The 23,363-nt window shown below is 70.3% G+C and carries 21 protein-coding genes and 1 tRNA gene; 11 read left to right on the forward strand and 11 right to left on the reverse strand.

All coding sequences use genetic code 11. The features are described from left to right. The 3 genes from OG552_RS15485 to OG552_RS15495 form a co-directional block, all read right to left on the reverse strand. Positions 1-1,464, reverse strand: coding sequence for an FAD-linked oxidase C-terminal domain-containing protein (locus OG552_RS15485; protein ID WP_329133287.1), 1,464 nt, complete (start codon positions 1,462-1,464; stop codon positions 1-3). 102 nt (positions 1,465-1,566) lie between these two features. Beyond that, the gene (locus OG552_RS15490) at positions 1,567-2,655 is read right to left on the reverse strand and encodes an MBL fold metallo-hydrolase (protein WP_329133290.1); all 1,089 of its coding nucleotides are present in this window, start codon (positions 2,653-2,655) and stop codon (positions 1,567-1,569) included. A gap of 245 nt (positions 2,656-2,900) precedes the next feature. Continuing rightward, complete coding sequence (locus tag OG552_RS15495) at positions 2,901-3,680, reverse strand: IclR family transcriptional regulator (protein ID WP_329133292.1); 780 nt, start codon at positions 3,678-3,680, stop codon at positions 2,901-2,903. A gap of 428 nt (positions 3,681-4,108) precedes the next feature. Here OG552_RS15495 and OG552_RS15500 point away from each other — a divergent pair, with 428 nt between their 5' ends. The 3 genes from OG552_RS15500 to OG552_RS15510 all read left to right on the forward strand — a co-directional run bounded on the left by OG552_RS15500 (position 4,109) and on the right by OG552_RS15510 (position 9,062). Then, positions 4,109-7,267, forward strand: coding sequence for a glycoside hydrolase family 2 TIM barrel-domain containing protein (locus OG552_RS15500; RefSeq protein WP_329133294.1), 3,159 nt, complete (start codon positions 4,109-4,111; stop codon positions 7,265-7,267). 168 nt (positions 7,268-7,435) lie between these two features. Then, on the forward strand, positions 7,436-7,810 hold the full coding sequence (locus OG552_RS15505; protein ID WP_329133296.1) for a hypothetical protein: 375 nt from the start codon (positions 7,436-7,438) through the stop codon (positions 7,808-7,810). A gap of 355 nt (positions 7,811-8,165) precedes the next feature. Further along, on the forward strand, positions 8,166-9,062 hold the full coding sequence (locus OG552_RS15510; protein WP_329133298.1) for a YhjD/YihY/BrkB family envelope integrity protein: 897 nt from the start codon (positions 8,166-8,168) through the stop codon (positions 9,060-9,062). 84 nt (positions 9,063-9,146) lie between these two features. Here OG552_RS15510 and OG552_RS15515 read toward each other — a convergent pair whose 3' ends face one another. From OG552_RS15515 to OG552_RS15525, 3 genes are all read right to left on the reverse strand, one after another. Next, the gene (locus tag OG552_RS15515; RefSeq protein WP_329133300.1) at positions 9,147-10,454 is read right to left on the reverse strand and encodes a hypothetical protein; all 1,308 of its coding nucleotides are present in this window, start codon (positions 10,452-10,454) and stop codon (positions 9,147-9,149) included. Between the two features lie 275 nt (positions 10,455-10,729). Then, positions 10,730-12,031, reverse strand: coding sequence for an IPT/TIG domain-containing protein (locus tag OG552_RS15520; protein WP_329133303.1), 1,302 nt, complete (start codon positions 12,029-12,031; stop codon positions 10,730-10,732). Between the two features lie 127 nt (positions 12,032-12,158). After that, positions 12,159-12,905, reverse strand: a complete 747-nt coding sequence (locus OG552_RS15525; protein WP_329133305.1) for an IPT/TIG domain-containing protein — start codon at positions 12,903-12,905, stop codon at positions 12,159-12,161. 1,077 nt (positions 12,906-13,982) lie between these two features. Between OG552_RS15525 and OG552_RS15530 the strand changes: the two genes are divergently transcribed. Beyond that, positions 13,983-14,855 carry an alpha/beta fold hydrolase gene (locus OG552_RS15530; protein WP_329133306.1) on the forward strand — a complete coding sequence of 291 codons (873 nt, stop codon included), beginning with the start codon at positions 13,983-13,985 and terminating at the stop codon, positions 14,853-14,855. Between the two features lie 220 nt (positions 14,856-15,075). On the opposite strand, the gene hemC is transcribed toward OG552_RS15530, so the two are convergent. Next, a complete protein-coding gene (gene hemC / locus OG552_RS15535) occupies positions 15,076-16,011 on the reverse strand; it encodes a hydroxymethylbilane synthase (protein WP_329133307.1) in 936 nt (311 codons plus the stop codon). Positions 16,012-16,413: 402 nt separating this feature from the next. Between hemC and OG552_RS15540 the strand changes: the two genes are divergently transcribed. Beyond that, on the forward strand, positions 16,414-16,965 hold the full coding sequence (locus OG552_RS15540) for an HD domain-containing protein (RefSeq protein ID WP_329133309.1): 552 nt from the start codon (positions 16,414-16,416) through the stop codon (positions 16,963-16,965). Here OG552_RS15540 and OG552_RS15545 read toward each other — a convergent pair. Together OG552_RS15545 and OG552_RS15550 are read right to left on the reverse strand one after the other, a co-directional pair. Further along, complete coding sequence (locus OG552_RS15545; protein ID WP_329133311.1) at positions 16,953-17,420, reverse strand: NUDIX hydrolase; 468 nt, start codon at positions 17,418-17,420, stop codon at positions 16,953-16,955. The genes OG552_RS15540 and OG552_RS15545 overlap by 13 nt on opposite strands. Continuing rightward, on the reverse strand, positions 17,407-18,180 hold the full coding sequence (locus tag OG552_RS15550; RefSeq protein WP_329133312.1) for an XRE family transcriptional regulator: 774 nt from the start codon (positions 18,178-18,180) through the stop codon (positions 17,407-17,409). Before OG552_RS15550 ends, OG552_RS15545 begins: the two co-directional genes overlap by 14 nt. Before the next feature lie 97 nt (positions 18,181-18,277). Here OG552_RS15550 and OG552_RS15555 point away from each other — a divergent pair, with 97 nt between their 5' ends. From OG552_RS15555 to OG552_RS15580, 6 genes are all read left to right on the forward strand, one after another. Then, a complete protein-coding gene (locus OG552_RS15555) occupies positions 18,278-18,970 on the forward strand; it encodes an HAD family hydrolase (protein ID WP_329133313.1) in 693 nt (230 codons plus the stop codon). Positions 18,971-19,077: 107 nt separating this feature from the next. Next, complete coding sequence (locus OG552_RS15560; protein WP_329133315.1) at positions 19,078-19,983, forward strand: radical SAM protein; 906 nt, start codon at positions 19,078-19,080, stop codon at positions 19,981-19,983. Continuing rightward, positions 19,976-20,614 (forward strand): AAA family ATPase, encoded by a 639-nt coding sequence (locus OG552_RS15565; RefSeq protein ID WP_329133316.1) that lies wholly within the window; start codon positions 19,976-19,978, stop codon positions 20,612-20,614. The genes OG552_RS15560 and OG552_RS15565 overlap by 8 nt, the downstream gene beginning before the upstream one ends. Beyond that, complete coding sequence (locus OG552_RS15570; protein WP_329133318.1) at positions 20,532-21,200, forward strand: class I SAM-dependent methyltransferase; 669 nt, start codon at positions 20,532-20,534, stop codon at positions 21,198-21,200. Before OG552_RS15565 ends, OG552_RS15570 begins: the two co-directional genes overlap by 83 nt. Before the next feature lie 7 nt (positions 21,201-21,207). Beyond that, positions 21,208-21,795, forward strand: coding sequence for a class IV adenylate cyclase (locus tag OG552_RS15575; protein ID WP_329133320.1), 588 nt, complete (start codon positions 21,208-21,210; stop codon positions 21,793-21,795). Between the two features lie 16 nt (positions 21,796-21,811). Next, a complete protein-coding gene (locus tag OG552_RS15580) occupies positions 21,812-22,168 on the forward strand; it encodes a hypothetical protein (protein ID WP_329133322.1) in 357 nt (118 codons plus the stop codon). A gap of 158 nt (positions 22,169-22,326) precedes the next feature. On the opposite strand, the gene OG552_RS15585 is transcribed toward OG552_RS15580, so the two are convergent. Next, positions 22,327-22,983 carry a hypothetical protein gene (locus OG552_RS15585; RefSeq protein WP_329133324.1) on the reverse strand — a complete coding sequence of 219 codons (657 nt, stop codon included), beginning with the start codon at positions 22,981-22,983 and terminating at the stop codon, positions 22,327-22,329. A 252-nt stretch (positions 22,984-23,235) separates the two neighbouring features. Then, positions 23,236-23,308: transfer RNA gene (locus OG552_RS15590), tRNA-Lys, on the reverse strand. Positions 23,309-23,363 lie beyond the last annotated feature (55 nt).

Raw genomic sequence — 23,363 nt, forward strand, 5'->3', positions numbered from 1 at the left:
TCAGAACACCTCGCCCAGTGCCGGGTCGTGCGTGTCCGCCGCGGTCCGTACGCCGGGCCGCTCCCCGCACAGCCGCGGGGTGGGGAACTGCTTGCCGGGGTTGGCGATGCCGGCCGGGTCGAAGGAGCAGCGCAGCCGGTGCATGGTGTCGAGGTCGTCGTCGGTGAACTGGCGGGCCATCCTGGACTTCTTCTCGATGCCCACGCCGTGCTCCCCGGTGATCGAGCCGCCGGAGTCGACGCACAGGTCGAGGATCCGGAAGCCGAGTTCCTCGGCGGCGTGCGCGGCGCCCTCGACGGTGTCGTCGAAGAGGATCAGCGGGTGCAGATTGCCGTCGCCTGCGTGGAAGACATTGGCCACCCGGATGCCGGCGTCGTCTGCCAACCGCCCTATCTCGGTGAGGATTTCGGGGAGTTTGGTGCGCGGGATGACGCCGTCCTGCACGTAGTAGGCGGGGCTGATCCGGCCGACCGCGGCGAAGGCCGACTTGCGGCCCTTCCACATCAGGGCCCGTTCGGCGTCGTCGGCGGCGATCCGGGTCTCGAAGGCGTGCCGGGCCAGGGCGAGTTCTTCGACCTGCCGGAACTGCTCGGCCACCTCCACTCCGGGGCCGTCGAGTTCGATGACCAGGACCGCCACCGCGCCTTCGGGGTAACCGCAGTTGACCGCGGCTTCGGCCGCTTCGATGGCGAGGGCGTCCATCATCTCGATGGCCGCGGGCAGGATGCCGCCGGCGATGATGTCGCTGACGGTGCCGGCCGCGTCGGCGACGCTGTGGAAGCCGACCAGCATGGTCCGGACGGACTCGGGCGCCTGGATGGTGCGCACGGTGATGCTGGTGGCGACGCCGAGGGTGCCTTCGCTGCCGACGAAGGCGCCGAGCAGGTCGAAGCCGGGGTGTTCGGGCGCGCTGCCGCCGAGGTGCACCAACTCGCCGTCGGGCAGCACCACTTCGGCGCCCATGACGTGGTTGACGGTGAAGCCGTACTTCAGGCAGTGCGCGCCGCCGGCGTTCTCCGCGACGTTGCCGCCGATGGAGCAGACCTGCTGGGAGGACGGGTCCGGCGCGTATGCCTGGCCGAACGGCGCCGCCTCGCGTGTCACTGACAGATTGATGACGCCGGGTTCGACCACCACCCGGGCGTTGTCGGGGTCGACCGAGACGATGGCGCGCAGCCGGGAGAGCACGATCAGCACCCCCTCGGCGACCGGCACGGCGCCGCCGGACAGGCCGGTGCCGGAGCCGCGGGCGACGAAGGGGACGCCGGCCGCGGCGCAGAGCCGTACCGTCCGCACCACGTCGTCGCGGTCGGCGGCGAGGACCACCACGGCGGGCCGTACGCGGTAGTTGGTGAGCCCGTCGCACTCGTAGGTGCGCAACTGGGCGGGGTCGGTGAGGATCTTCTCGGCGCCGATACGGGCACGGAGCTGGTCGGCGAGCGCGCTGACTCGCGCGTCACTCATGGTGTCTCCTCGTACGGGACGGGTATGAGAGGAGAAATCCGGGCGGCGGCCATCCGCCGGCCGCCGCCCGGGATTCTGCGGTGGGGCCGTGTTACGGGCGGGTCACTGGCCCGCTGCCTGCTTCTCCAGGCCGAGTTCCGCGGCCTTGGCGCAGTCGACGACGACGTTGAAGTAGTCGTTGACCGAGGTGGCGCCGTTCACGAAGGGGTTCGGCCCGAAGCCGCGGCTGGGCAGTTCCCGGGTCTTGGTGACCGCGTTGTCGAACTCCGAGTGGTTGGAGATCAGTACGGTCGCGCCCGCCTTGACCGCTGCTTTCTGCATGGTCTTGGCGGAGTTGATGTAGGTCTCGTAGTTGGTCAGACCGGGGTTGGGCTTGTCGTTCTGGAAGCCGAAGGCGGTGCCGCCGGAGTAGGCGACCTCCTGCGGTGTCCCGTGGTCGTAGGCCGTGAAGAGGAACGACAGCGTGCCGGGGGTGTGGCCGGGGGTCGGGATGATCTGGAGCGTGGTGTCGCCGAGCTTCAGATTGGTCTTCTTGCTCACCCGGATGCCGGTCGTGAAGTCCGGTGTCTGGCCCTTGAAGGTCTTCGGGTGGGAGGCGATGGCGTCCCAGTCCGCCGAACCCATCACCACCCGCGCGCCCGCGGTGGCCTCCTGGACCACCTGGACGCCGCCGACATGGTCGGCGTGTGCGTGCGAGATGACGATGTACTTGATGTCCTTCGGGTCGAACCCGAAGCGCTTCATCCCGTCGAGGATCAGCGTCTTGGCGCTGTACTGGTAGCCCGAGTCGATGAGGATCAGACCCTTGCTGGTCTTGAGGATCCAGGCGCTGTGGACCGAGCCGCCGACGAAGTACAGGTTGTCGAAGACCTGGGCGGAGTCCGCGTACCAGGTGGACTTGGCGGGGGCCTTCGACGGGTCGTCGATGTAGGCGGGGGTGGTGTCGGCGGTGCTGGGGGCGCCGTTGACCGGCGGCAGGAAGCACAACCGGTTGAGTGTGCCGAGGTGTTCGAGCCCGGCGGCCGTCTTGGCGCCCTGCTGGGCAGCCAGGATCTTGGCGTCGTAGTCGGTCTTGGCGGCCTTCGAACTGCTCCCGGCCTGCGCGAAGACCGGGGTCGCGGCCACGCTGGCGCCCACCAGGGCGAGGGAGGTGGCGACCAGGGCGATACGGGTTCTGGTGCGGTGTCTCATGGGGGTGCTCTCCAAGGCGTTGACGACAAGGATTCCACCACTCGATAGGCGCCTACCGAATGGTGGAAGAATGCGCCCGTGGCGTGGGCGTGTCAAGGCTCCGGGGTGAGGTGGGTCACATCCGATTTCAGGCGCCGCCGTCAGGGCCCGCGGCGGCCGGGGGCTGATCGGGGCGGACGCCCCGGACGTGCGCGGCGACCGCCGGCCGGCCCCGCGGATGCCCCTGCAACGGAGCGACTGCCGGGTCAGTCCTCCGGCGTGATCAGCGGTGCGTCACCGTGCAGATCCGCGCACAAACCGGCTGCCGCGGCGCGGAGTCGGGGGACGATCTCCGGGATACGGGTGGTGGTGACGCGGCCCGAGGGCCCGGAGACCGAGACGGCCGCGAGCATCGGGGCGCCGGGGACCGGCACCGCGAGGCAGCACACCCCGTTCTCCTGCTCGGCGTTGTCGATCGCCCATCCCTGGGCCCGGACCTCGGCGAGTTCGGCGAGCAGCGCGGCCGGATGGGTGCGGGTCCGCGGTGTCCTGGCCGGCATGCCGGTACGGCGCAGCAGCGCCAGCACGCGCTCGTCCGGGAGTTGGGAGAGCAGCGCCTTGCCGACGCCGGTGCTGTGCGCGTACACCCGCCGGCCCACCTCGGTGAACATCCGCATCGCGTGTGCGGACGGCACCTGGGCGACGTAGACCACCGCGTCGCCCTCCAGCACGGCCATGTTGGCGGTCTCCCCGACCCGGGCGGCGAGTTCGGCCAGGTGCCGGCGTCCCGCCTCCGAGCCGAGCGAGCGGCCGGCCGACTCACCGAGCCGGATCAGCCGGGCGCCGAGCGCGTACCGCCGGGAGGGGTCCTGGCGTACGTAGCCGTTGTCGACCAGCGCCCGCACCAGCCGGTGCACGGTCGGCAGCGGCAGCCCGCTGGCCGCCTCCAGCTCGGCCAGCCGCAGCGCGCCCGGCGCCTCGGCCAGCAGTTCCAGCAGTTGGAGGGCCCGGTCGAGGGACTGCACGCCGCTCGGCTTCCGCTCCACCGGCCACCCCCGATCGCCCCGCGCCCCGGGGGTTGGTGAGACCACTGGATTACCCGCGCCGCCCTGCCCGTAACCGTAACTCCGGCCCGCCGGGAAAGCCCTGACCAGCCGGCGCCCCGCGGTGCGCTCCGCGGTGCCCGGCCGCTCCCCTGCCCCCCGCGCCCTGTTACGGGTGTCTGTTTCTGTGCACTGTGCCGCCGGGTGGCGGCCCGTCATCCAGCGGCCCGGGCCGGCGTCCGGGATCGGACAGGCGCGGCTGACCGCCGGTCAGCGCGGTGCGAAACCTGCAACGCGACCCTTGACCCCCGGCAGTACGGCACTGCAAGAATCCGTGTGCGATTGGTTGATTCTGTTCAATGCTGGTCAGTTATGGCGCCCTTCGCCCAGGGGCGCCGCCATGCGCATGCCTCAATGAGGAGGATCCCGCCATGCCGGTCAACCGCAGGTCGTTCCTGATCGCAGGAGCGGCCGGAGCCGCAGTTCCCGCCCTCCCCGGCCTCACCGGGACGGCGAGCGCCCACTCGGGCCCGGGCCGCACGGACCCCGCGAGAACCGCCGTCCCCAGAACCGTGGACCTCGCCGACGGGTGGCGCTTCGCACTCGTCAACCCGGCCGACATCACCGACCCGACCGGCGCCTACGCCGACGCCGCCGCCCCGGACTTCGACGACTCGCGCTGGCGGGCCGTCCACATCCCGCACGACTGGAGCATCGAGCAGACACCCAGCACCGCGGGCGGCACTTCCGGCGGCACCGGTTACCTGCCCGGCGGACTCGGCTGGTACCGCAGGTCGTTCACCCTGCCGGCCACCGTCAAGGGCCGCCGCGTCTCGGTCGAGTTCGACGGCGTCTACATGGACTCCTACGTCTACTGCAACGGCACGCTCGTCGGCAACCACCCCTACGGCTACACCGGATTCGCCTTCGACCTCACCGATCTGCTGCACACCGACGGCCGCACCGCCAATGTGATCGCGGTCGAGGTGCGCAACAAGCTCCCCAGCAGCCGCTGGTACTCCGGCAGCGGCATCTACCGCAACGCCCGCCTCGTCATCACCGACCCGGTGCACGTCGCCCGCCACGGCACCTACGTCACCACGCCCGGCCTCGCCGACACCGTCAACCCGGCGCACGGACACGGCTACGCCACCGTCCGCGCCCAGATCGGCGTCGTCAACGCATCGGCCGCCGCCGTCTCCGCCACCGTGGTCAACACCGTCCGGGACCGCGACAACCACCAAGTGGCGCGGGCGACTTCACCGCTCCGGCTGCCGGTCGCCACCGGCGCCCAGGACATCACCGTCGAACTGCGGGTCGACCGGCCCGAGCTGTGGTCGCACGCCACCCCCCAGAACCGCTACACCCTGGAGACCGAAGTCCAGGTCCACGGCAGGACGGTGGACACGTACACCACCCCCTTCGGCCTGCGGTACCTCACCCTCGACCCGGACCACGGGCTGTTCGTCAACGGCGAGCACACCAAGATCCAGGGCGTCGACCTCCACCACGACCAGGGCGCGCTCGGCTCCGCGATCAACTACGACGCGGTGCTGCGCCAGATGACCATCATGAAGTCCATGGGCGTCAACGCCTTCCGGACCTCCCACAACCCGCCCTCGCCGGAGATGATCCAGGTCTGCGAGGAGCTCGGCATCGTGATGATGGTCGAGGCCTTCGACTGCTGGCACAACGGCAAGAACACGTACGACTACGGCCGCTTCTTCGACGCCAACAGCGCCTCCGACATCGCGGAGATGGTGAACGCGGCCCGCAACTCGCCCGCGGTGATGATGTGGTCGATCGGCAACGAGATCCCCGACTCCACCAGCACCGCGGGACTCGCCATGGCGGACGGGCTGATCAGCGCGATCCGCGCGCTCGACACCAGCCGCCCGATCGTCATCGGCTCCGACAAGTACCGCGGGCTGCCCGCGGTCGGCTCGGCCGCCGACCTGATGCTCGCCAAGCTCGACGGCCTCGGCCTCAACTACAACACCGCCGCCTCGGTGGACGCGCTGCACGCCCGCTACCCGCACCTGTTCCTCTTCGAGTCCGAGTCGTCCTCGGAGACCTCGACCCGCGGCACCTACCAGGAGCCGCAGCACCTCAACACCGGGGAGAACTACACCCCGGGCAAGCGGGCCACCTCGTCCTACGACAACAACCTCGCGTCCTGGACGATGAGCGGCGAGTACGGCCTGAAGAAGGACCGCGACCGGGAGTTCTTCGCCGGCGAGTTCCTCTGGTCCGGCACCGACTACATCGGCGAGCCGACCCCGTACGGCGTCTTCCCGGTGAAGGCGTCCTTCTTCGGCGCGGTCGACACGGCCGGCTTCCCGAAGGACATGTACTACCTCTTCCAGAGCCAGTGGACCTCGGACCCGATGGTCCACCTGCTGCCGATGGACTGGACCGGCCACAAGCCGGGCGAGACCGTCGAGGTGTGGGCGTACTCCAACGTCGACACCGTCGAGCTCTACCTCAACGGCCGCTCGCTGGGCGTGCGCCGCTTCGACACCAAGAAGACCCTCGACGGGCGGACCTACCTGGAGACCACCGAGGCGACCGGCGACGACAAGACGGTCACCACCGGCCCCTACCCGGGCAGTTACACCAGCCCGAACGGCAGCGCGGGCAAGCTCCACCTCACCTGGCAGGTGCCCTTCGCGGCCGGCGAGCTCAAAGCCGTCGCCCGCAGGCACGGGCGGACGGTGGCCACCGACATCCTGCGCACCGCCGGCGACCCGCACGCCATCCGGCTCACCCCGGACCGCGACTCCGCCGTCGCGGACGGGAAATCGCTGGTCTACGTCACCGCCGAGGTGATCGACTCCCGCGGTGTCGTGGTGCCCGGCGCCGGCCACCTGATCACCTTCAAGGTGACCGGCGGCTCGCTGGCCGGCCTCGACAACGGCCGGCAGGAGAGCGCCGAGCGCTACCAGGCCACCACCCGCACCGCCTTCCACGGGAAGGCCCTCGCCATCGTCCGGTCGGGCACCGGCGCGGGACACCTCACGGTGACCGCGAGCGCGCCCGGCCTGCACAGCGCCACCGCCTCGGTCCGTACCACCCGTGCGAACGGCGCGGTGGTCACCACTCCCCCGGCCCGGTTCGCCCCGGACCCCGGCCCCGCCGCACCCGTCTACCCGCTGGCCGACGCCAGTTACTCGGGCGCCACCTCCTCGCTGCCGGCGGCGATGCTCGACGGCAACCCCGCCACCGGCTGGTCCAACGCCTTCAAGAAGAGCGCCACCGCGCTGCTGCCCGCCTTCAGCGGCGCGCGCCCCGAGGACTGGGTCTCGGTCACCTGGGACACCGCCCGGAACATCGGCGCCGTCTCGGTCAACTTCACCGTGGACGCCACCCATTCGCTCCCCGCCACGGTCACGGTCTCCTTCTGGGACCGCGACCGCTGGGTCCCGGTGAAGCACCCCGCCATCACCTGGGCGACCGCCACCGACGCCCCGACCGTCATCACCTTCTCCCCCGTCCACACCGCGAGCCTGCGGCTGGACCTGACCAGTGCCGCCCCCGACACCGCGGCGGGCGCTCAGCGCATCAGCGAACTCACCGCCAGCGCCGGCTGACCCGCGCGGTGCGCCCCGGCCGGTACGCCGTACCGGCCGGGGCGCATCCCTGTCCGGACTCCGTCAACTCCGCGCGGCCTACGATCCTTTCGCCGGGGCAGTCTGCTTGACGACGGGCGGCCAATGACGTATCCGCGAGCCGCACCGAACCGGGAGAAACGGACGCGCATGAAGATCTTCGGCAGGGAACCCGCACTCTGGCTGGCGCTTGTCGCCGTCGCCGTCAAGCTCGCGACGGCCTTCGGGCTCGACCTCACCAACGACCAGCAGGCCGTGATCAACGCGGTGGCCGCGGCGGTGGTCGGTGTGCTCGTCGCGTTCAGCGTCCACGACGGCATCAACGCCGCGATCCTCGGCCTGGTCCAGGCAGGACTGGCGCTCGCGGCCGGCTTCGGCCTGCACTGGACCCCCGAGCAGCAGTCCACCGTCCTCAGCCTGACGGCAGCGGTCGTGGCCATGTGGACCCGCACCCAGGTGACCGCGAAGGTCCCCGCCGCGGCCGTCACCACTGCCCGCCCGGCGACAGCCGCCAAGGCCGCGTGAGGACGGCCTGAAGCAACTGCGTGAAGCAGTTGCCTGAACCAGCCGCCTGAACCAGCTGCGTGAACCGGCCGCTTGAAACAGCTCGCTGAACCACCTTCCTGAACCAGCCCCGCACGGCGTCCCCTTCCCCGCCGTCCCGTGCCCGCCTTCCGGCCGGGACGGCCGGAAGGACCGCTCCCCCGCGCCGGCCTCCGCCCCCGTCACCGGGGGCGGTGACGACCACCGATGCGGCAACCGGCAGGCTGTGCCTCGACGTTGTCGGCGACCGCCCGCAACCACGGCTTTTGGGGCCCGAGTTGCGCACGGGGGACTCCGGCCGGTATCCACAGCGGTAGAGCTGCAGGAAGGTGACGCCATGGCCAGTCTCACCGGCGCCTGGAACCGGTCCGCACCCGGAAGGTTGTGGAAGCAGGCCGCCCACATCGAGTTGATGCACCGCTCGATGGGATTCGCCGCGCTCGGCTTCGTCACCTTGATGCCGCTGCTGGTGGTGGTCGCCGCCGCGACCCCGTGGGAGAACCGCCCGGGCTTCGCGCAGTGGGTGGTCGACGGCATGGGCCTGGACTCCGACGGGACGCACAGCGTACGGAGCATGTTCGCGGCGCCCGGCAACGTACTGAGCGCGACCAGCGCGTGGAGCCTGGCGTCGCTGGCGTACTTCGGCCTCACCTTCGTGGCCAGCGTGGAGACCGGCTACCGGAAGATCTGGGACCTGCCGTCCGGGCCGTGGCACCGCGACTGGCGCCGGGCGATCTGGCTGGCGGTGCTCACCGCCTACCTCTTCTGCGAGTCGCAGAGCGCCACCGTGATGGGCAGCGGCGCCGTGCCGACCGTGATCCGCGCGGCCCTCACCTTCGTGCTCGGCGTCGTCTTCTTCGCCTGGGGCCAGCGGTTCCTGCTCGGCGGCGGGGTCAACGTACGCACCGCGCTGCCCGGCGCCGTCTTCACCATGCTCGGCCTGGCCGGCCTGCGGGTCTTCTCACACCTGTTCTTCGCACCGCTGGTCGTCAGCAACGCGGTCACCTACGGCCCGGTCGGCACCGTCCTGACCGTGGTGACCTGGCTGGTCGGCGTCGGCTTCGTGGTCTTCGGCGGCGCCCTGCTGGGCCGCCACGTCCGCGACGGGCGGATGCTGCGCAGGGGCGGCGAGATACCGCGCCCGCAGCAGCCGGAGGGGTGGTACGAGGTGCCGGAGGAAGTGACCCCCGGGGTGCTGTGGCGGTCGGACGGCGCGGGCGGCGCGATCGACTGAGCGGAGCCGGCGGTACGGCCCCGCCGGGTCACTCGGGTGTCGGCCCCGGCCGGCCGCCGGAGCGTATGCCGATCACGTCCGCGGTCAGGGACGGGTGGTGACCGGCTTCAGGTCGCCGATGACACCGATGCGGATGCCGAGCCAGGGGTAGATGTGGTCGAACAGGACGTTGTCCTGCGGCTGGAGACCGATCGCGGACGGCCACATCTGGAAGGCCGGCGCGTTGGAGATGCCGCCGTGCAGACGCCGCCAGACGCGGCCGAGGCTCTCCCCGGACGGCGGCGGGGTGATGGTGTCGGTCCACTCGACCGCGTTGCCGCCCTGGTCGAGGGTGCCCCACGGTGAAGTGGCCGCGGCCTGGCCGACCGTGCCGAGGCTGCCCTGGTAGAGCTGCCCGTAGGTGGTCGGGTCGAGGCCCAGCGGATTGACGGTGGAGCAGGCCGCGGGCCGCACCTCGCCCGGGCACCAGCTCGGCGCCGGGAGACCGGAGGCGTGGTAGGAGGCCAGCGGCTGGGTCGCCGCGTTGGTGACGTCGCCGGTGGTGGGGTTGAGCACGGTGGGGGCCGGGGCGGTCGCGTCGCCGTCACCGAAGACACCGGCGTTGGTCGGGTACTTCCAGTACGAGTACGTGCCCCCGCCGTGCGGGTCGTAGTACGCCGCCTTGATCCACTCGTCCTGGCTCGGCACGACGAAGCCGGACCGGTGCGCCCGGGTCGCGTCCGGCCGGGCGAGGTCGTACATCCCCCGCTCGGTGTCCGCCGAGAGACCGACCTTGTAGGTGACGTAGTCGAAATCGCCGCTGCTGGTCGCCTGCTTCGACAACACCCGCCCGTTGTAGAGGGAGTTGACAAAGCGCGCGGCCCGCAGGAAGTTGGCGAAACCGTACGGCTTGTCGGCCCATTCGGGATACGCCACCGTGTAGTGACTGCCCCGGCGGGCGCCCGCCGAGAAGTTGATCTGGCCGTACTTGGGCCACGCCGTCGAGCTCTCGGTCCCGTCGTAGAGGTCGTGCGGGTCGCTGCCCCCGGGGTCGGCGGTGTTCAGGAACGCCACCCACTGACCGACCGTGACTTCGAGCTGCCCGATCTCGTAGGGGCGGCTGACGCCGCCGACCATCTGGCAGCCGGACGAGGAGGCGGGGGCGTCGGCGCACGACTGGTAGACGGCGTCCGTGAACGGGACCACGCCCACCGCGGGGTTGCCGGGTGCGCCGACCTTGGCCGTGGTCACCGTGATGACGGAGCCCCGGGCGGGGGTGCCGCCCGCCGGGGCATGGGGCTCGGCGGACGCCGGGCCGGAGCCGGCGAGCGCCGAAGAGGCGAGGAGCGCGGCGAGGCCGGAGGCCGCCAGGACGGACCTGCTGAGGCGACTGCGGCGGGCGGGGAAGTGCATCGGCGAACCCTTTTCAGCCAGGACGGCCCGCCCCTGAGCGAAGGAACTGCTGGAAGCGGCCCGGTCAGCACGGACGAGTTCTCGCCACGCTAGCCCCGGTCACTACGCTCCGCGTCCACCGCCTCACGTAAAGCACCCGGAGGGCTCATCCCGCGCCTCGCCCGCCGCCGTCACTCCCCCGCCCCGCCTGCTTCCCTCGCCCCGCCCGACCGCACCGCCGCCGTCACTCCCTGCCTCGCCCGCCTCCCTCGCCCCGCCCGACCGCACCGCCCCCCTCAGATCTCGGGCGGCGCCGGCCGGGTGAAGACGACCCCGTTGCTGGTGCCGGCCGGGGTGACCACGGTGACGCTGACCGTCCCGCTCGGACCGGGCGGCACCGCCGCGGTGAGCACGCCGTCCGAGATGACGGTGAAAGCCGCCGGCACAGCGCCGAAGAGCACCGCGGTGGCACTTGTCAGGCCCGTCCCGGTGAGCGTCACCACCGTGCCCGCGGCCGAACTCCCCTGGTTCGGCGTCACCGCGGTCAGCACGGGGGCCACCAGATAGGTGTACGCCAGGCCGTTGCTCGTACCCCCCGGGGCGACGACGGTGATGGCGACCGCTCCCGCCGCCCCGGGGGGTGCGACGGCGTTGATCTGTACGTCGGAGACGACCGTGAACCCCGCCATGGCGGCGCCGAACCGCACCGCGCTCGCCGCGACCAGGCCGGTGCCGGTGAGCACCACCGTGTTGCCGCCGGCGGTGGGTCCGGAGGCGGGGGCGCGGTCGGTGAGCACGGGCGCGGCGAGGTAGTAGTAGGAGACATCACCGGAGGTCGTGCCGCCCGGGGTGACCACGGTGACGGGCACAGCCCCCGCGGAACCGGTGGGCACGACGGCGGTGATCTGGGTCGACGACACCACGGTGAACGAAATCGCCGGGCGCCCGCCGAAGTTGACCGCGCTCGCCGCACCGAGATTGCTGCCGGTCAGGGTGACGGTGTTGCCGCCGGGCAGGCCCCCCTGGTTCGGTGTCACCGCGGTCAGCGTCGGCACCCCCACGTAGGAGTAGGGGACACCCGCGCTCGTACCGCCCGGCGTGGTGATCGTGACGTTGACCGTACCCAGCACGCCGGCCGGGGCGACCGCGGTGACCTGGGTCGACGACACAACGGCGAAGGCGGCGAGGGTGGTTCCGAAGCGGACCGCCGTGGCGCCGTTGAAGCCGCTGCCGTTCAGCGTGACGGTGTTGCCGCCGGTCACCGGGCCCTGATTCGGCACCAGGGAGGTGATCACGGGGGTCGCGATCGTGTACACGAAACCGATGCCGTTGCTGGTGCCACCGGTGGTGGTGACGACGATCTGCACCGATCCCGATCCGGGCGGCGCGATCGCGGTGATCTTGGTCGCGGAGTTCACGGTGTACGAACTCGGGACGCCGCCGAAGGTCACCGCCGTCACATCGGTGAACCCGGTGCCGGTCAGGGTGACCGAGGTGCCGGCCACCCCCGAGACCGGAGTGCTGACGTTGATCGTGGGGGCGACCAGGGCTGCCAGTGCCGCTGGGCCGGCGGGCGGTGAGCTGTGCGGAGTCTCCATGGCTGTTCTCCTCGGTCGTACGGTGCTGCTTTCGTGACGGGGTAAGGGGGGAGCCGGCCGGCCGGGGTCGTGTACTTCCCCGGCCGGCCGGCCCTTCATGCGGTGTACGACGTGCGCCCGGTCAGGATCAGATGCCGGGGCCTGCCGCGTAGGTGAAGGCACCCACGGCCGTGTCGGTCCCCGCCGGGTTGCTGACGGCGACGTCCACCGGTCCGGCGACTCCGGGCGGCGTCACTGCCGACACCGTGGTCGCGTTGATGACCGAGAACGGTGCCGGGGCTCCGTCGAAGGTGACCTGGTCGGTCGAGGCCAGGTTGGTGCCGGTGATGGTCACCGCGGTGCCACCGGAGGTGGGACCGCCGGCCGGGGCGACCGTGGCGACGGTCGGGTCGTCGATGTACGTGTACGACAGCCCGTTGTTGGTGCCGCCCGCGGTGGTCACGCTGACCCCGACAGGTCCGGCCGCGGCGCCCGCGGGCACCACGACGCTGAGCACACTGTCCGACACCACGGTCGGTGCGACCGTGTTGGCACCGAAGGCCACCCCGGTGGCCGTGGAGAGGCCGGTGCCGTTGATGGTGATGGTGTTGCCGCCGGCGGTCGCCCCCGAGTTCTCGCTCAGGCTGGACTTGAACGGGGCCCCGACGTAGAAGAACGGGACCGGGTTGCTGGTGCCGCCGGGGGTGGTCACGGTCACGCCGACCGTGCCGGAGCCGGACGGCGAGACCGCCGTGACCTGAGTCGGGGAGACGTTGGTCACCGCGGTGCCGGGCCTCCCGCCGAACGTCACGGCGGTGGTGCCGCCGAGGTTCGTGCCGGTTACGGTGACGAGGGTTCCGCCACCGGTGGATCCCTGGTTCGGGCTGATAGGCATGGTCGTCCTCCTGCTTGTCCCGCGTGGACTGGTCTGATGCTGTCGCCGTTCTGGAGATGTGCTGCTGGGCGCGGTCGGCGGCTCAAGGCCGGCGCCCCCACCCCACGCCAACTGCGGGCAGGGGGTGGCGAATGCGGCCGGCCCGTCGCGGTCCTGATGCCGGGCAGCGCCCTGGAGTGTGACCACGGTCGGGGTCACGAGAGGTATCCGAAGTACGCGTCGTCACGCGCACCGCCGATAGGCGGCGGCGGTGGCCTCGCCAACCGGTGTCAGTACGACACCGGCTGACGATCCAAGGACCCTCCACGGGGGTGCCCATCGCGACAGGGACGGCGCTATGCGCTGTCGAAGTCCTTGCGGCACAAGGACACTTGACGCTCAGGCCGATTGCCGCGCTTCCCCCGGAGAAGGATGGGCGGCCCACCGGTTTGGATGACTTCATTAGCCCAGCAGGACGACAACAACACAAGGCATATGTACGGTAATCACCCGTTCGCCGGAGCGCAGGCGCGCGTGGGGGGCCGTTTCCGGCCACTCACCCCGAACTCGCGCCTGCCCAGCGCCCCCTGTACCCACTGCCCACGCCGGCTCCCGCCCCTTGCCGGGACGCGTCGGCCGCGCCCCGGAATTCTAGGTTCCCCCCGCGGGCGGGCGCGCGGGCGGAGTGGCGATGCGGGTTCCTTGACGGAGCGGTTCGCGAATCCGACCGGGTCGGGTGCGGCTTCTGCCAACGTGAGGGGGTTGGTTGATCACAGGGGGTGGTGGGCGGCCGGCCGGGGCGGTGGGCCAACTCCGTTGCGGGGGACGGCACTTCCGCTCCCGGGCGGGGCGACGGGGCTACGGGGCTGCCCGGGGGGACGCGGCGGGTTCGGCGTGCGGGGCACCGGCCGCGTCGGCACACCGACGGTTTTCGGACGGGGGTGGGGTCACGGCGGGCCTTGCGCGGGGGGCGGCGGAGGTCGCCGGCCTCCGTACCCCGTGGTCCGGGGGGCCGCGGAGGGCCGCGGAGGGCCGCGGAGGGCCGCGGCCGGGACCGTACCCCGTCGGTCGCCGGAGCCCCTGACGTAGGTTCTCCCCATGAGAAAACTCCACCTCGCCGATGGCCGGACCCTGGAATACCTGGTGGCCGGCCCCGCAGACGGGATACCCCTGGTCCTGCACAACGGCACACCGTCCGGGGCGAAGTTCTTCGAGCCGATGGTCGCGACAGCGGCACGGCACGGCCTGCGGGTCGTGGTGCACAGCCGGCCCGGGTACGGGGACTCGTCGCCGCGGCCCGGCCGTACGGTCGCCTCCGTGGCGGCGGACGTCACCGCCGTCCTGGACGAGCTGGGCGCCGACCGTTTCCTCACCGTCGGCTGGTCCGGCGGCGGCCCGCACGCGCTGGCCTGCGCCGCGCTGCTGCCCGGCCGCTGCGTCGCCGCCGCCACCGTGGCCGGCGTCGCCCCGTACGCCGCCGACGGCCTCGACTGGCTGGACGGCATGGGCGCGGAGAACATCGAGGAGTTCGGCGCGGCCGTCGCCGGGGAGGCACCGCTGACCGCGTTCCTGACCGCCCAGGTCCCCGGCCTCGCCGCCGTGCGGGCCGACGAGATCGCCGCCGCGCTGGGCGATCTCGTGTCCCAGGTGGACCGCGACGCGCTCACCGACGAGTTCGCCGAGTACACGGCGGCGCTCTTCCGCGAGGCCGTCGCAGGCGGCGTCGCCGGCTGGCGCGACGACGACCTGGCCTTCATCGGCGACTGGGGCTTCGACCTCGGCGCCCTCAAGACCCCGGTCTCGGTCTGGCAGGGCGCCGAGGACCGCATGGTCCCGTACGCCCACGGCCGCTGGCTGGCCGACCGGCTGCCCACCGCGACGGCTCACCTCAAGGCCACCGAGGGCCACTTGTCGTTGATGCTCAACGCGTTCGACGCGATTGTCGCCGACCTGGCCAGGCACCTTCCCTGATCTCTGCCTGGCCCTCCCTGTTCGTCGGGCGGCCCGCGTCCGGTCACCACCTATGGGTGCTCCGGGCGCTCCGGGCCCGGGCCGCCCGACGCGGTTGGCCGGGGTTCCGTCCCGGCACAGACGTACCCGGGCCACCGGAAGCGGCCGGGGTACGGGCCCGTGGGCCACTCCACTCCGCAGGTTCGCCCGTGCCAGGCGCGGAACGGCTGCCGCCTCCCGGCTAGAGCTCGGCGCCGCCGCGGATGCCCGCGAGGATCGACCGCGCGCCCTGGCCGATGAGTTCTCCGGCCAGGTCCGCACCCAGCTTCTCCGGCCCGGCGGTCCGGCCCGGCATCGACCCCGACACCCGCTGGACCCCGTCCCGCGACGTGACCTGCGCGTGGAGTGTGAGAGAGCCGTCCGGCCCGGTCTCCGCGCAGGCGCCCACCGGCACACTGCACCCCCCGTGCAGTTCCGCGAGGAGGGCCCGTTCCGCCCGTACCTGGGCATCGACGGCGTGGTCCGCCAGCGTGGAAAGGATCTCCCGGATCGGCTTGTCGTCCTCGCGGACCTGGATCCCCAAGGCGCCCTGCCCGGGCGACGGCGGGAACAAGTCCAGGGGCAGCAGTTCGCCGATTGCCCGGTCGAGGCCGAGACGACGAAGACCGGCGACCGCCAGGACCACGGCATCAAGGCCCATGGTCTCGATCTTCTTCAGCCGGGGCGGAACGTTCCCCCGGATCGGAACCACCTCGAGGTCGGGGCGGACCGCCAGCAGCTGGGCGATGCGCCGAGGGGCACCGGTGCCGACTCGCGCGCCCTTCCGCAGCCCGGCCAGCGTGGATCCGCAGAGGGCATCCCGTACGTCCTCGCGCCCCGGCGGAGGCAACAACATCAGGCCCGGCGGATTCGCCGTCGGCAGATCCTTCAGCGAGTGGATCACCACGTCCACGTCACCGCGGGCAAGTGCCGCTTCCTGCTCCGAACTGAACGCACTTCCGCCACTTACGGCCGAGACCTCGGACGTGCGCGAGCGTCGGTCCTTGTCACCACCTTCGAGAATTACCCGATGCGTGAACGTCACACCGGGAAATCCCTCACGAAGGGGGGCGAGATATTCCCGTACCTGGGTTTTCGCCAGGTCACTCGCCCGCGAGCCGACCCGGTACGTTGTCACACCGATCAACTCCCGACAGACGATGGACCACCAGCCGATCGTACGCCGAACCCCCCAAGGAATTTCCCGACCAATTGTCGGCACAGGCCCATTCCCCGTGCCAGAGAACCGTAGTACGAGCACCCCAAAACACGCCGTGCGCAGAATTCCGTTTCCGTATTGCCGCTTGAACGGAACTGTGCCGCCCCCATCCCCATGGCAGGCGGATCCAGCCGACGCCAGGTCGGTACACGCTTGGAGGGTGCATGCGAGCGTGCACTGGGCGCGCGTTGGCGCACAGCAGCAGCGCCGGACGTCACACGCACCCGTCCCGAACCGCATCGTCCTCGGACGGACCGGCAGCAGCAGAGCAATAATCCCGAAGCGAAGTAAGGACACTTCGTACAGAGAGCGGAGGCCCCCTTGGACTGGGCATGGAAAATCGCCGAGAAGGAGCTGGCTCCTACGATCCCGCGGCGGTGGAAGCACTCACGGGGAGTCGCGGATCGTGCGGCTGGGCTCGGCACGTGGGTCGGCCCTGACACTGAGCTACTGGCATCCGCCGCGGTTCTGCACGATGTGGGGTACGCGCCTCGGCTGGCTGTCACCGGGTTTCATCCACTCGATGGGGCGCGGTTTCTGCGGGACGAGCACGGTGCGGATGAGCGGGTGACGCGTCTCGTGGCGAATCATTCGTTCGCGTTGTTGGAGGCGGAGGAGCGGGGGTTGCGGGAGATTCTGGAGTCGGAGTTTCCGCTGCTGGAGGACCAGTTCCTCGTGGACGCGCTCGTGTACTGCGACATGACGACGACGCCTGACGGAGAGCCGACGACCGCACGGGAGCGGGTGGCGGAGATCGTGGGCCGGTACGGGGACGACAGCATTGTGGGGCGGTTCATTCGGCGGGCTGAGCCGGAGATTTACGCGGCTGTGGGACGGGTGGAGACGGCGATGGGGAACGCTCAGCCGAGGTAGGGGTAGGTGCCCGCGAGGTAGTCGCCGATCTGCTGGCGCATGCTGGCGTGGATGTCGTACGCGTCGAGGTCGTCGGGCTGGATCCAGCGGACGCCGTCGGCCTCGTCGTTGATGGTCGGCTCGCCGCCGACCGGGCGGCCGATGTAGGTGTTCTCATACTGCTGGCGGATCTCGCCGTCGGTATAGGCGACGATGTGCTTGGGGTTGGTGTAGACGCCGAGGAAGCCGGTGATCTCGGCGATGATGCCGGTCTCTTCGAGGCATTCGCGCACCGCGCACTGGGCGGCGGTCTCGCCGATGTCCTGGGCTCCGCCGGGCAGGGCCCATTGGCCTGTGTCGCGGCGGCGTTGGAGGAGGATCGCGCCGGACTCGTCGACGACCAGAAGGTTGCTGGCGGGGATGAGGGTGTTCGCCTTGGGGGCGTTCGGGTCGTTGTAGTACTCAGTCCTGCCCATGTGTGGTGGCCTCTTCCCGGTCGGGCGTCCAGGGGCGTGCGCCGGCCCAGACGGCGTCGAAGCTGTGAGCGTACGTGTCGAACCAGCCGTTGTTCTCTGCCCACTTGAGGTGGAGGACGGGGTTGGCGCTGGCGGGCTGGCCGTAGATGTGCGGGTTGGCCAGCAGGGTGTCGTCGTAGCGGAAGAGCGAGGTGTAGAGAGTGGTGTTGTGCAGCCGCACCTCGCAGCCGGCCACGGTCAGCAGCGAGCGGTAGTAGGTGAGGGAGGCGCGGATCTTGGCGGCCAGGGTGTCGCCGATGCCTTCCTCGCGGCCCCGGATGGTGACGGCTTGGCCGCTCGGGTCGCCGAAGCACAGCCGTACGCGGACGCCGTCGGCGGCGCGGGCGGCGAGCATACGGGCGACGTGCGGGTTGCTCTGGGCGAAGAAGGTTCCGGAGAAGACGAGGACGTCGATCTGTTCCTGGGCTTGTTGGAGCAGGCCGAGCCAGGTCTCGCGCGGGACACTGGCCCGGTTCGGGAAGGTGCCGAGCAGTTCCGTGCCCTGGGTGCCGGCCGCCGGCCTGCTCAGAGCCTGCGGGGCGGGCCAGAGGAAGGTCTCCTCCACGCGCAGGTGTTGGGCGACGCGATGGCGGTGGCGGGGGTGGGGGATGCGCCCGCCGAGCCAGCGGCCGACGGTCTTGGGGTCCACTTCGCACGCTTCGGCGAGCAACTCGGGCGTGACGCCACGCTGGGCGAGTACGGAGTGAAGTCGCTCGTTCACAGAAGCCATACAAGTGCAGGGCGCGGCATGGGAGCAAGCCCGATTGGTCGAACGTCAGCGGAACCGGTCGTTCCCGAGGGACGCATACGCTGGCCGTATGGCGCTCATCGTCCTGTGGGACATCGACCACACGCTCATCGACAACGCCGGTGTGAGCAAGGAGATTTACGCTGCCGCGTACGAGGCGGTGACGGGAAGCCGCCCGGCCCGAGCGGCGGTCACCGAGGGGCGTACGGACCGTCTGATCATGCGGGACATGTTCGGCCGGAACAGTGTGGCCGAGCCTGCGTGGCCGGACGTCGAAGCCGCACTGGTCCAGGCGGGCGCGGAACGACTTGGAGCGCTCCAAGCTCGTGGGACAGCGCTGCCCGGAGTGCAGGACGTACTCAAGGCCTCCGCCGCACAACCCGGTTGGGTCTCCTCGGTGCTGACGGGCAACATCGCCGCCAACGCCCGGGTGAAGCTCTCGGCCTTCGGCCTGGACGCCCTCCTGGACCTGCCCGTCGGAGCGTACGGCGCCGACGCCGAGGAGCGTCCGCACCTGGTGGACGTCGCCCGCCGTCGCGTTCAACGTGACCGCGGCCTTCCCACCGGCTCCCCCGTGGTCCTGGTGGGCGACACGCCCCGGGACGTCGAGGCCGCCGTGATCTCGGATGCGCACATCATCGCCGTGGCCACCGGAGTGGACAGCCCAGCCGTACTCGAAGCCGCAGGAGCCCCCGTCGTCCTGCCCGACCTCGCAGACACCGATCGCGTACTCGGACTTTTGGAGGACTTCGCGCGGGGCTGAAAACGTCCCAGGACGTCCTGGGCACGTCCCTTTACGCGGTGACGCGGTCCCGCATCGCCCGGCCACGATCAGGGCCTCAGCCAGGCACCACGCCCAGGGAGGTCACCATGATCACAGAGATCACCGGCGTCAAGACGATCCGGATGCTCTACCTGCAATTGCTCTACCGCTGCAACTTCGCCTGTCAGCATTGCTTCCACGGTGAACGCCTCCAGCACGCCGACGCGTTCACGCTCGAAGAGTCCATCACGCTGATGCGGCTGATGCACAAGGAGTACGGCACCGAGGCAGTCAACCTCCTCGGTGGCGAGCCCTTCGTCTACAAGGACCTGCCCGAAGTCGTCCGTTACGCCAAGCAGGAACTGGGCCTGCACGTGGAGATCTGCACCAACGGGTACCGCATCGAACGCCGCCTCGCCGAGATCGCCCCGTACCTCGACCTGCTGCGGATCTCGCTGGAAGGCAACGGCGCCACCAATGACGCCATCCGCAAGTTCGGCAGCTACCAGGGAGCCCTGTCCGCCTTGGCCCACGCCCGCGACCTCGGCATCCCCACCGGCGCCACCATGACGGTCAACGCCCGTAATATCGCCGAGGTCCTCCCACTCGCCCGCACCCTCCAGCACTACGGCGTACAGCAGTTGAAGCTCCACCACCTGCGGCCGGTCGGCAACGCCGCCCACCACCCCGACCTCCTCATCAGCGATCCCGCCGCGTACGGCCGCCTGCGCGAGCAACTCCGTACGGCCGACGACCTCATGATCGAGGTCATCGTGGACGAGGACCTGTCGGAGGACAGCGCGCCCGAGGTCTGCGAGCCGCTCAGCGGCACTGCCGCCATCCCCCGGATCGAGGCCGACCCGCGCGGCGCACTCACGATGTCGTGCAAGGCTGTGGGGAAGGACGCGCACGCCTTCTGGTATGACAAGGAAGCCGGGCACATCGTCCACCGGCCCTCCGCCACCAACGAACTCGCCCTCGCCGTACCCGGCGTGGTCTACGCCCGTGCCTGACCAGCCGCTCTTCGAGAGCCTTGAGGGATTACGCGGCACCGGGAAGTCCACGGTTGCGCCTTTGCTCGCCGCGGCCCGCGGTGCCGTCCTCATCCCCACCGTTCCCGCGCTCTACCAGTCGCTGCGCCGGGAGATCGACGCACGGGACAACGTCGAGGCCCGGATGGCGTTCTACCTCTCCGCGCTGTTCACCGCCACCGCCGACATCCGTCAGCATCTGTCCGCCGGCACCCCGGTCGTCGTGGACAGCTACTTCGCCCGCTGCCTGGCCAACCACCGCGCCTTCGGCTCCCGCCTCGGCATCACCCTGCCGCCGGACCTGCCGGAGCCGGTCACGTACAGCCTCGTGTGCGATGAGAGCGAACGCCGACGCAGACTCGCCGCCCGCCACAAGCCGACTTCACGCTGGGACGGGCTGGCCGAAGAGGTCGCCGAGCAGATCACCCACGCCTACGCCCCCTTTCCGATGCATCGCGTGAACACCACGGGCCGCACGCCCGAAGATGTCGTCCACACCATCCTGAACTTCACTGCCCAAGGAGGCAGTGATGCAGACCCTGAGCCGGTGGGAGCACGCCCTCACCTTCTTCCCCCAGTTCCGCGCGGCCCTGGAGGAACACATTGGCTCTGACGCCACCGTGCTGGTGATCGGAGCGAGCGACGGCAGACTGGTCCTGCCGTTGACCGCAGCCGGCCACCGTGTCACTGCGATCGAACGAGACCCGATCGCCCTTCAGGGTGGACTCGTCCGCCTGCCCGACGGCACCGAGGCCCACGCAGCCGGGCTGGTCGAACGGCTTCAGCAGGAAGGACTGACCGACCGCGTGGACATCGTGGATGGAGACTTCCTGAACGTCGGCCTACCCGCCGACGTGCAATACGACGCCGTCTGGACGAGCTGTTCGTGGCATTACAGTGCCAACCACCACCGGCCCCTGGCCGACTTCGTCACCCGCATGCAAGACCTCGTGCGCGTCCGCGGCCTGTTCGGAGCCGAGTTCATGATGCCCGTGACGGCCCGGCACCACCTGAGTGAGCATTACACGTCCCCGGAACGGCTCAGCCCGCTCTTCTCCGACGGATGGAATGTCCAACTGACCTTGCGATCCGGCCAGTACGTCGAGCGTCCGCACATCGGACAGCCCCACCCGCACACCCATCGCATGGGCCTGTTTCTGGCGACCCGCACCTCTCCCATGACCTCTGAAAGGGCATGAAGCGATCATGAAGCACGAGTACGAAGCGAAGTTCCTCGCCGTCGACGTCGTCGGGCTCCAAGCCAAGCTGGCAGCCCTCGGCGCGGTCCAGGCGTTCCCCCGGACCCTGCTCACCCGGAAGATCTTCGAGAGCGACGTCCTCGACTGCTCCCAGTGGGTCCGCCTGCGCAACGAAGGCACCCGCACTACCCTGACCCTGAAGCAGGTCACCGACGCCACATCCATCCACGGGACGACCGAGATCGAGACCGAGGTCGGCGACCTCCACGCCATGGCCGAGATCCTCACCAACCTCGGCCTGCGAGAGGTCCGCTACCAGGAGAACTTCCGCGAGGAGTGGCAACTCGGCGACGTCGCATTCGACTTCGACACCTGGCCCGACCTCCCCACCTTTCTGGAAATCGAAGGCCTCGACGAACCATCCGTCCGCGACGCCGCAGCCCGCCTCGGCCTCGATTACTCGCAGGCCCGCTTCGGCAGCGTCGACGCCATCTACAAGAGCGAGGCCGACCGCGACATCCTCGCCGAACCGACTCTCCTGTTCGCCGACGCGCGCAAGAGCGCGGAGCCCGCGACTGCCTCGCAACGTCAGTGATGGCCGGAGCGCAGCTGTGCCGACTGAACCCTCCCTCCAGCATCGCGTCATCCCCGGGATCGCCGCCTTCGCCCGCGGCGGCCTCCCGGAGCCACCGATAACGGACGACAGCAACTCCTGGACCGACGGCTACTGCTGGCTGTTCTGCCGCCAGCAGTGGACCCGCGTCCTGTGGATCGGTCCGGCCAACGTCGCCGGAGCCCAGGCACCGATGTACGCATGCGGTCCCTACATCAACGAACTCCAGGAACGGATCTGGCAGGCAATACTCCTGTCCGACGGGCCAGCCCCGCGCAGTACGCACCCGCCGGCGGGCGAGGCGCACTCTGCCACGGAGAGTCCCCGTGCAAAGGACAGGAGCCAGAGGGGATAGGCGATGGGGGCTCCAGCCAAATGAAGGGCGGAGCCTCCGCGACGGCTTTTCGCGACTGATTGCCGGTAGTGGGAGCGAGCATGGCTCATGCACGGGGAGCCGCCGGTCAGGCGTCGGCGCTCACGTAAGTCGAACCGCGATACGGATCTGCTGGTGGTTTACCGCAGGGCGGCGCCGGCAGACGGTTCGTCCCGCGAAGGGCCGACCAGCACAGCCCCCGGGTAATCAGAGACCTTGGCATAGCGGTAGGCCCCAGTCAGCGGGGCGGGTTGCAGGTTCAACGCCTGTGCGACAGCCCAATGCCGGCTCTCGGCAAACATCTGCTCGTCCTCGTCCAGGCCATCGCCTCTGAGGAGCGCGCCGAGCCGGTCAAGGTCCACGTCCCCAGATCCAAAAGGCACGAACACCTCCGCGTCGGCACCACACGGACCGCTTGGCAAGGACTTGTCGTCGGGGTCATAAAGTACGCCGCCCAACTCGACCTTCATCTCACCGTCGTCGTCCTCAAAGGGGGTTCCCAGATGGGCCATCTCCGACTGGTACTCGTGAACGCACTCCCCATCCCGGTAGACGTACAAGCTCAGCAGGTCGGAGTCGTACAGGCTGTGGGCGAGCACGCCGAACCCGCAGGTGCCGCTGAGGTAACGCCCCAAGTCGTGTACATCCGCGACGTTGTACGCACCCTCACGCGGCAGTAGCGCGGTGCGTTCCAGAGCGACAGGAACAACGATCGCCGTCACCTCGGCCTGAATCAGGGCCGTGCGCACCTGCTCGACTCCGGCCACGACGAGTACGCCCTCGTAGCTGGTTCCCATGAATAACCCCCAAGTCGCCGTACCCCCGTTGCCACACGCACCATAGGGCGTCCCTGTGGCAACGGACCGGCAGCAGCACCCAATCCATGACAAGCGTCGATATCTCTGTCGGAAGTCGGGGTCCCCCGTCAGTCGCACAACCGCTCACGCCTCGCTCACGCACGGCGCCCGGCATGGCTGTGCCCCGGCCGTCCGTGGACAGCCGGGGCACGGGAACCGCGGGTCGGAGACCCCGGAGAGGGATCGACCCCGTAGGCCGTGTGGGACTCGAACCCACAACCAATGGATTAAAAGTCCACTGCTCTGCCAATTGAGCTAACGGCCCGCACACCGCAGCATAGCCGGAGCCCGGGGGTGGGGCCGAGCCCATTCGCGGTGGG

This window comes from Streptomyces sp. NBC_01476 (genome assembly GCF_036227265.1).
Classification (GTDB): Bacteria; Actinomycetota; Actinomycetes; order Streptomycetales; family Streptomycetaceae; genus Actinacidiphila.

What these genes read in the sequence shown, in the direction of transcription:
- OG552_RS15485 (WP_329133287.1), bottom strand. Translation starts at nt 1,464, where the DNA reads ATGAGTGACGCGCGAGTCAGCGCGCTCGCCGACCAGCTCCGTGCCCGT.
- OG552_RS15520 (WP_329133303.1), bottom strand. Translation starts at nt 12,031, where the DNA reads ATGGAGACTCCGCACAGCTCACCGCCCGCCGGCCCAGCGGCACTGGCA.
- OG552_RS15490 (WP_329133290.1), bottom strand. Translation starts at nt 2,655, where the DNA reads ATGAGACACCGCACCAGAACCCGTATCGCCCTGGTCGCCACCTCCCTC.
- OG552_RS15585 (WP_329133324.1), bottom strand. Translation starts at nt 22,983, where the DNA reads ATGGGAACCAGCTACGAGGGCGTACTCGTCGTGGCCGGAGTCGAGCAG.
- OG552_RS15545 (WP_329133311.1), bottom strand. Translation starts at nt 17,420, where the DNA reads ATGGGCAGGACTGAGTACTACAACGACCCGAACGCCCCCAAGGCGAAC.
- OG552_RS15560 (WP_329133315.1), top strand. Translation starts at nt 19,078, where the DNA reads ATGATCACAGAGATCACCGGCGTCAAGACGATCCGGATGCTCTACCTG.
- OG552_RS15505 (WP_329133296.1), top strand. Translation starts at nt 7,436, where the DNA reads ATGAAGATCTTCGGCAGGGAACCCGCACTCTGGCTGGCGCTTGTCGCC.
- OG552_RS15515 (WP_329133300.1), bottom strand. Translation starts at nt 10,454, where the DNA reads ATGCACTTCCCCGCCCGCCGCAGTCGCCTCAGCAGGTCCGTCCTGGCG.
- OG552_RS15500 (WP_329133294.1), top strand. Translation starts at nt 4,109, where the DNA reads ATGCCGGTCAACCGCAGGTCGTTCCTGATCGCAGGAGCGGCCGGAGCC.
- OG552_RS15575 (WP_329133320.1), top strand. Translation starts at nt 21,208, where the DNA reads ATGAAGCACGAGTACGAAGCGAAGTTCCTCGCCGTCGACGTCGTCGGG.
- OG552_RS15525 (WP_329133305.1), bottom strand. Translation starts at nt 12,905, where the DNA reads ATGCCTATCAGCCCGAACCAGGGATCCACCGGTGGCGGAACCCTCGTC.
- OG552_RS15570 (WP_329133318.1), top strand. Translation starts at nt 20,532, where the DNA reads ATGCAGACCCTGAGCCGGTGGGAGCACGCCCTCACCTTCTTCCCCCAG.
- OG552_RS15530 (WP_329133306.1), top strand. Translation starts at nt 13,983, where the DNA reads ATGAGAAAACTCCACCTCGCCGATGGCCGGACCCTGGAATACCTGGTG.
- OG552_RS15510 (WP_329133298.1), top strand. Translation starts at nt 8,166, where the DNA reads ATGGCCAGTCTCACCGGCGCCTGGAACCGGTCCGCACCCGGAAGGTTG.
- OG552_RS15555 (WP_329133313.1), top strand. Translation starts at nt 18,278, where the DNA reads ATGGCGCTCATCGTCCTGTGGGACATCGACCACACGCTCATCGACAAC.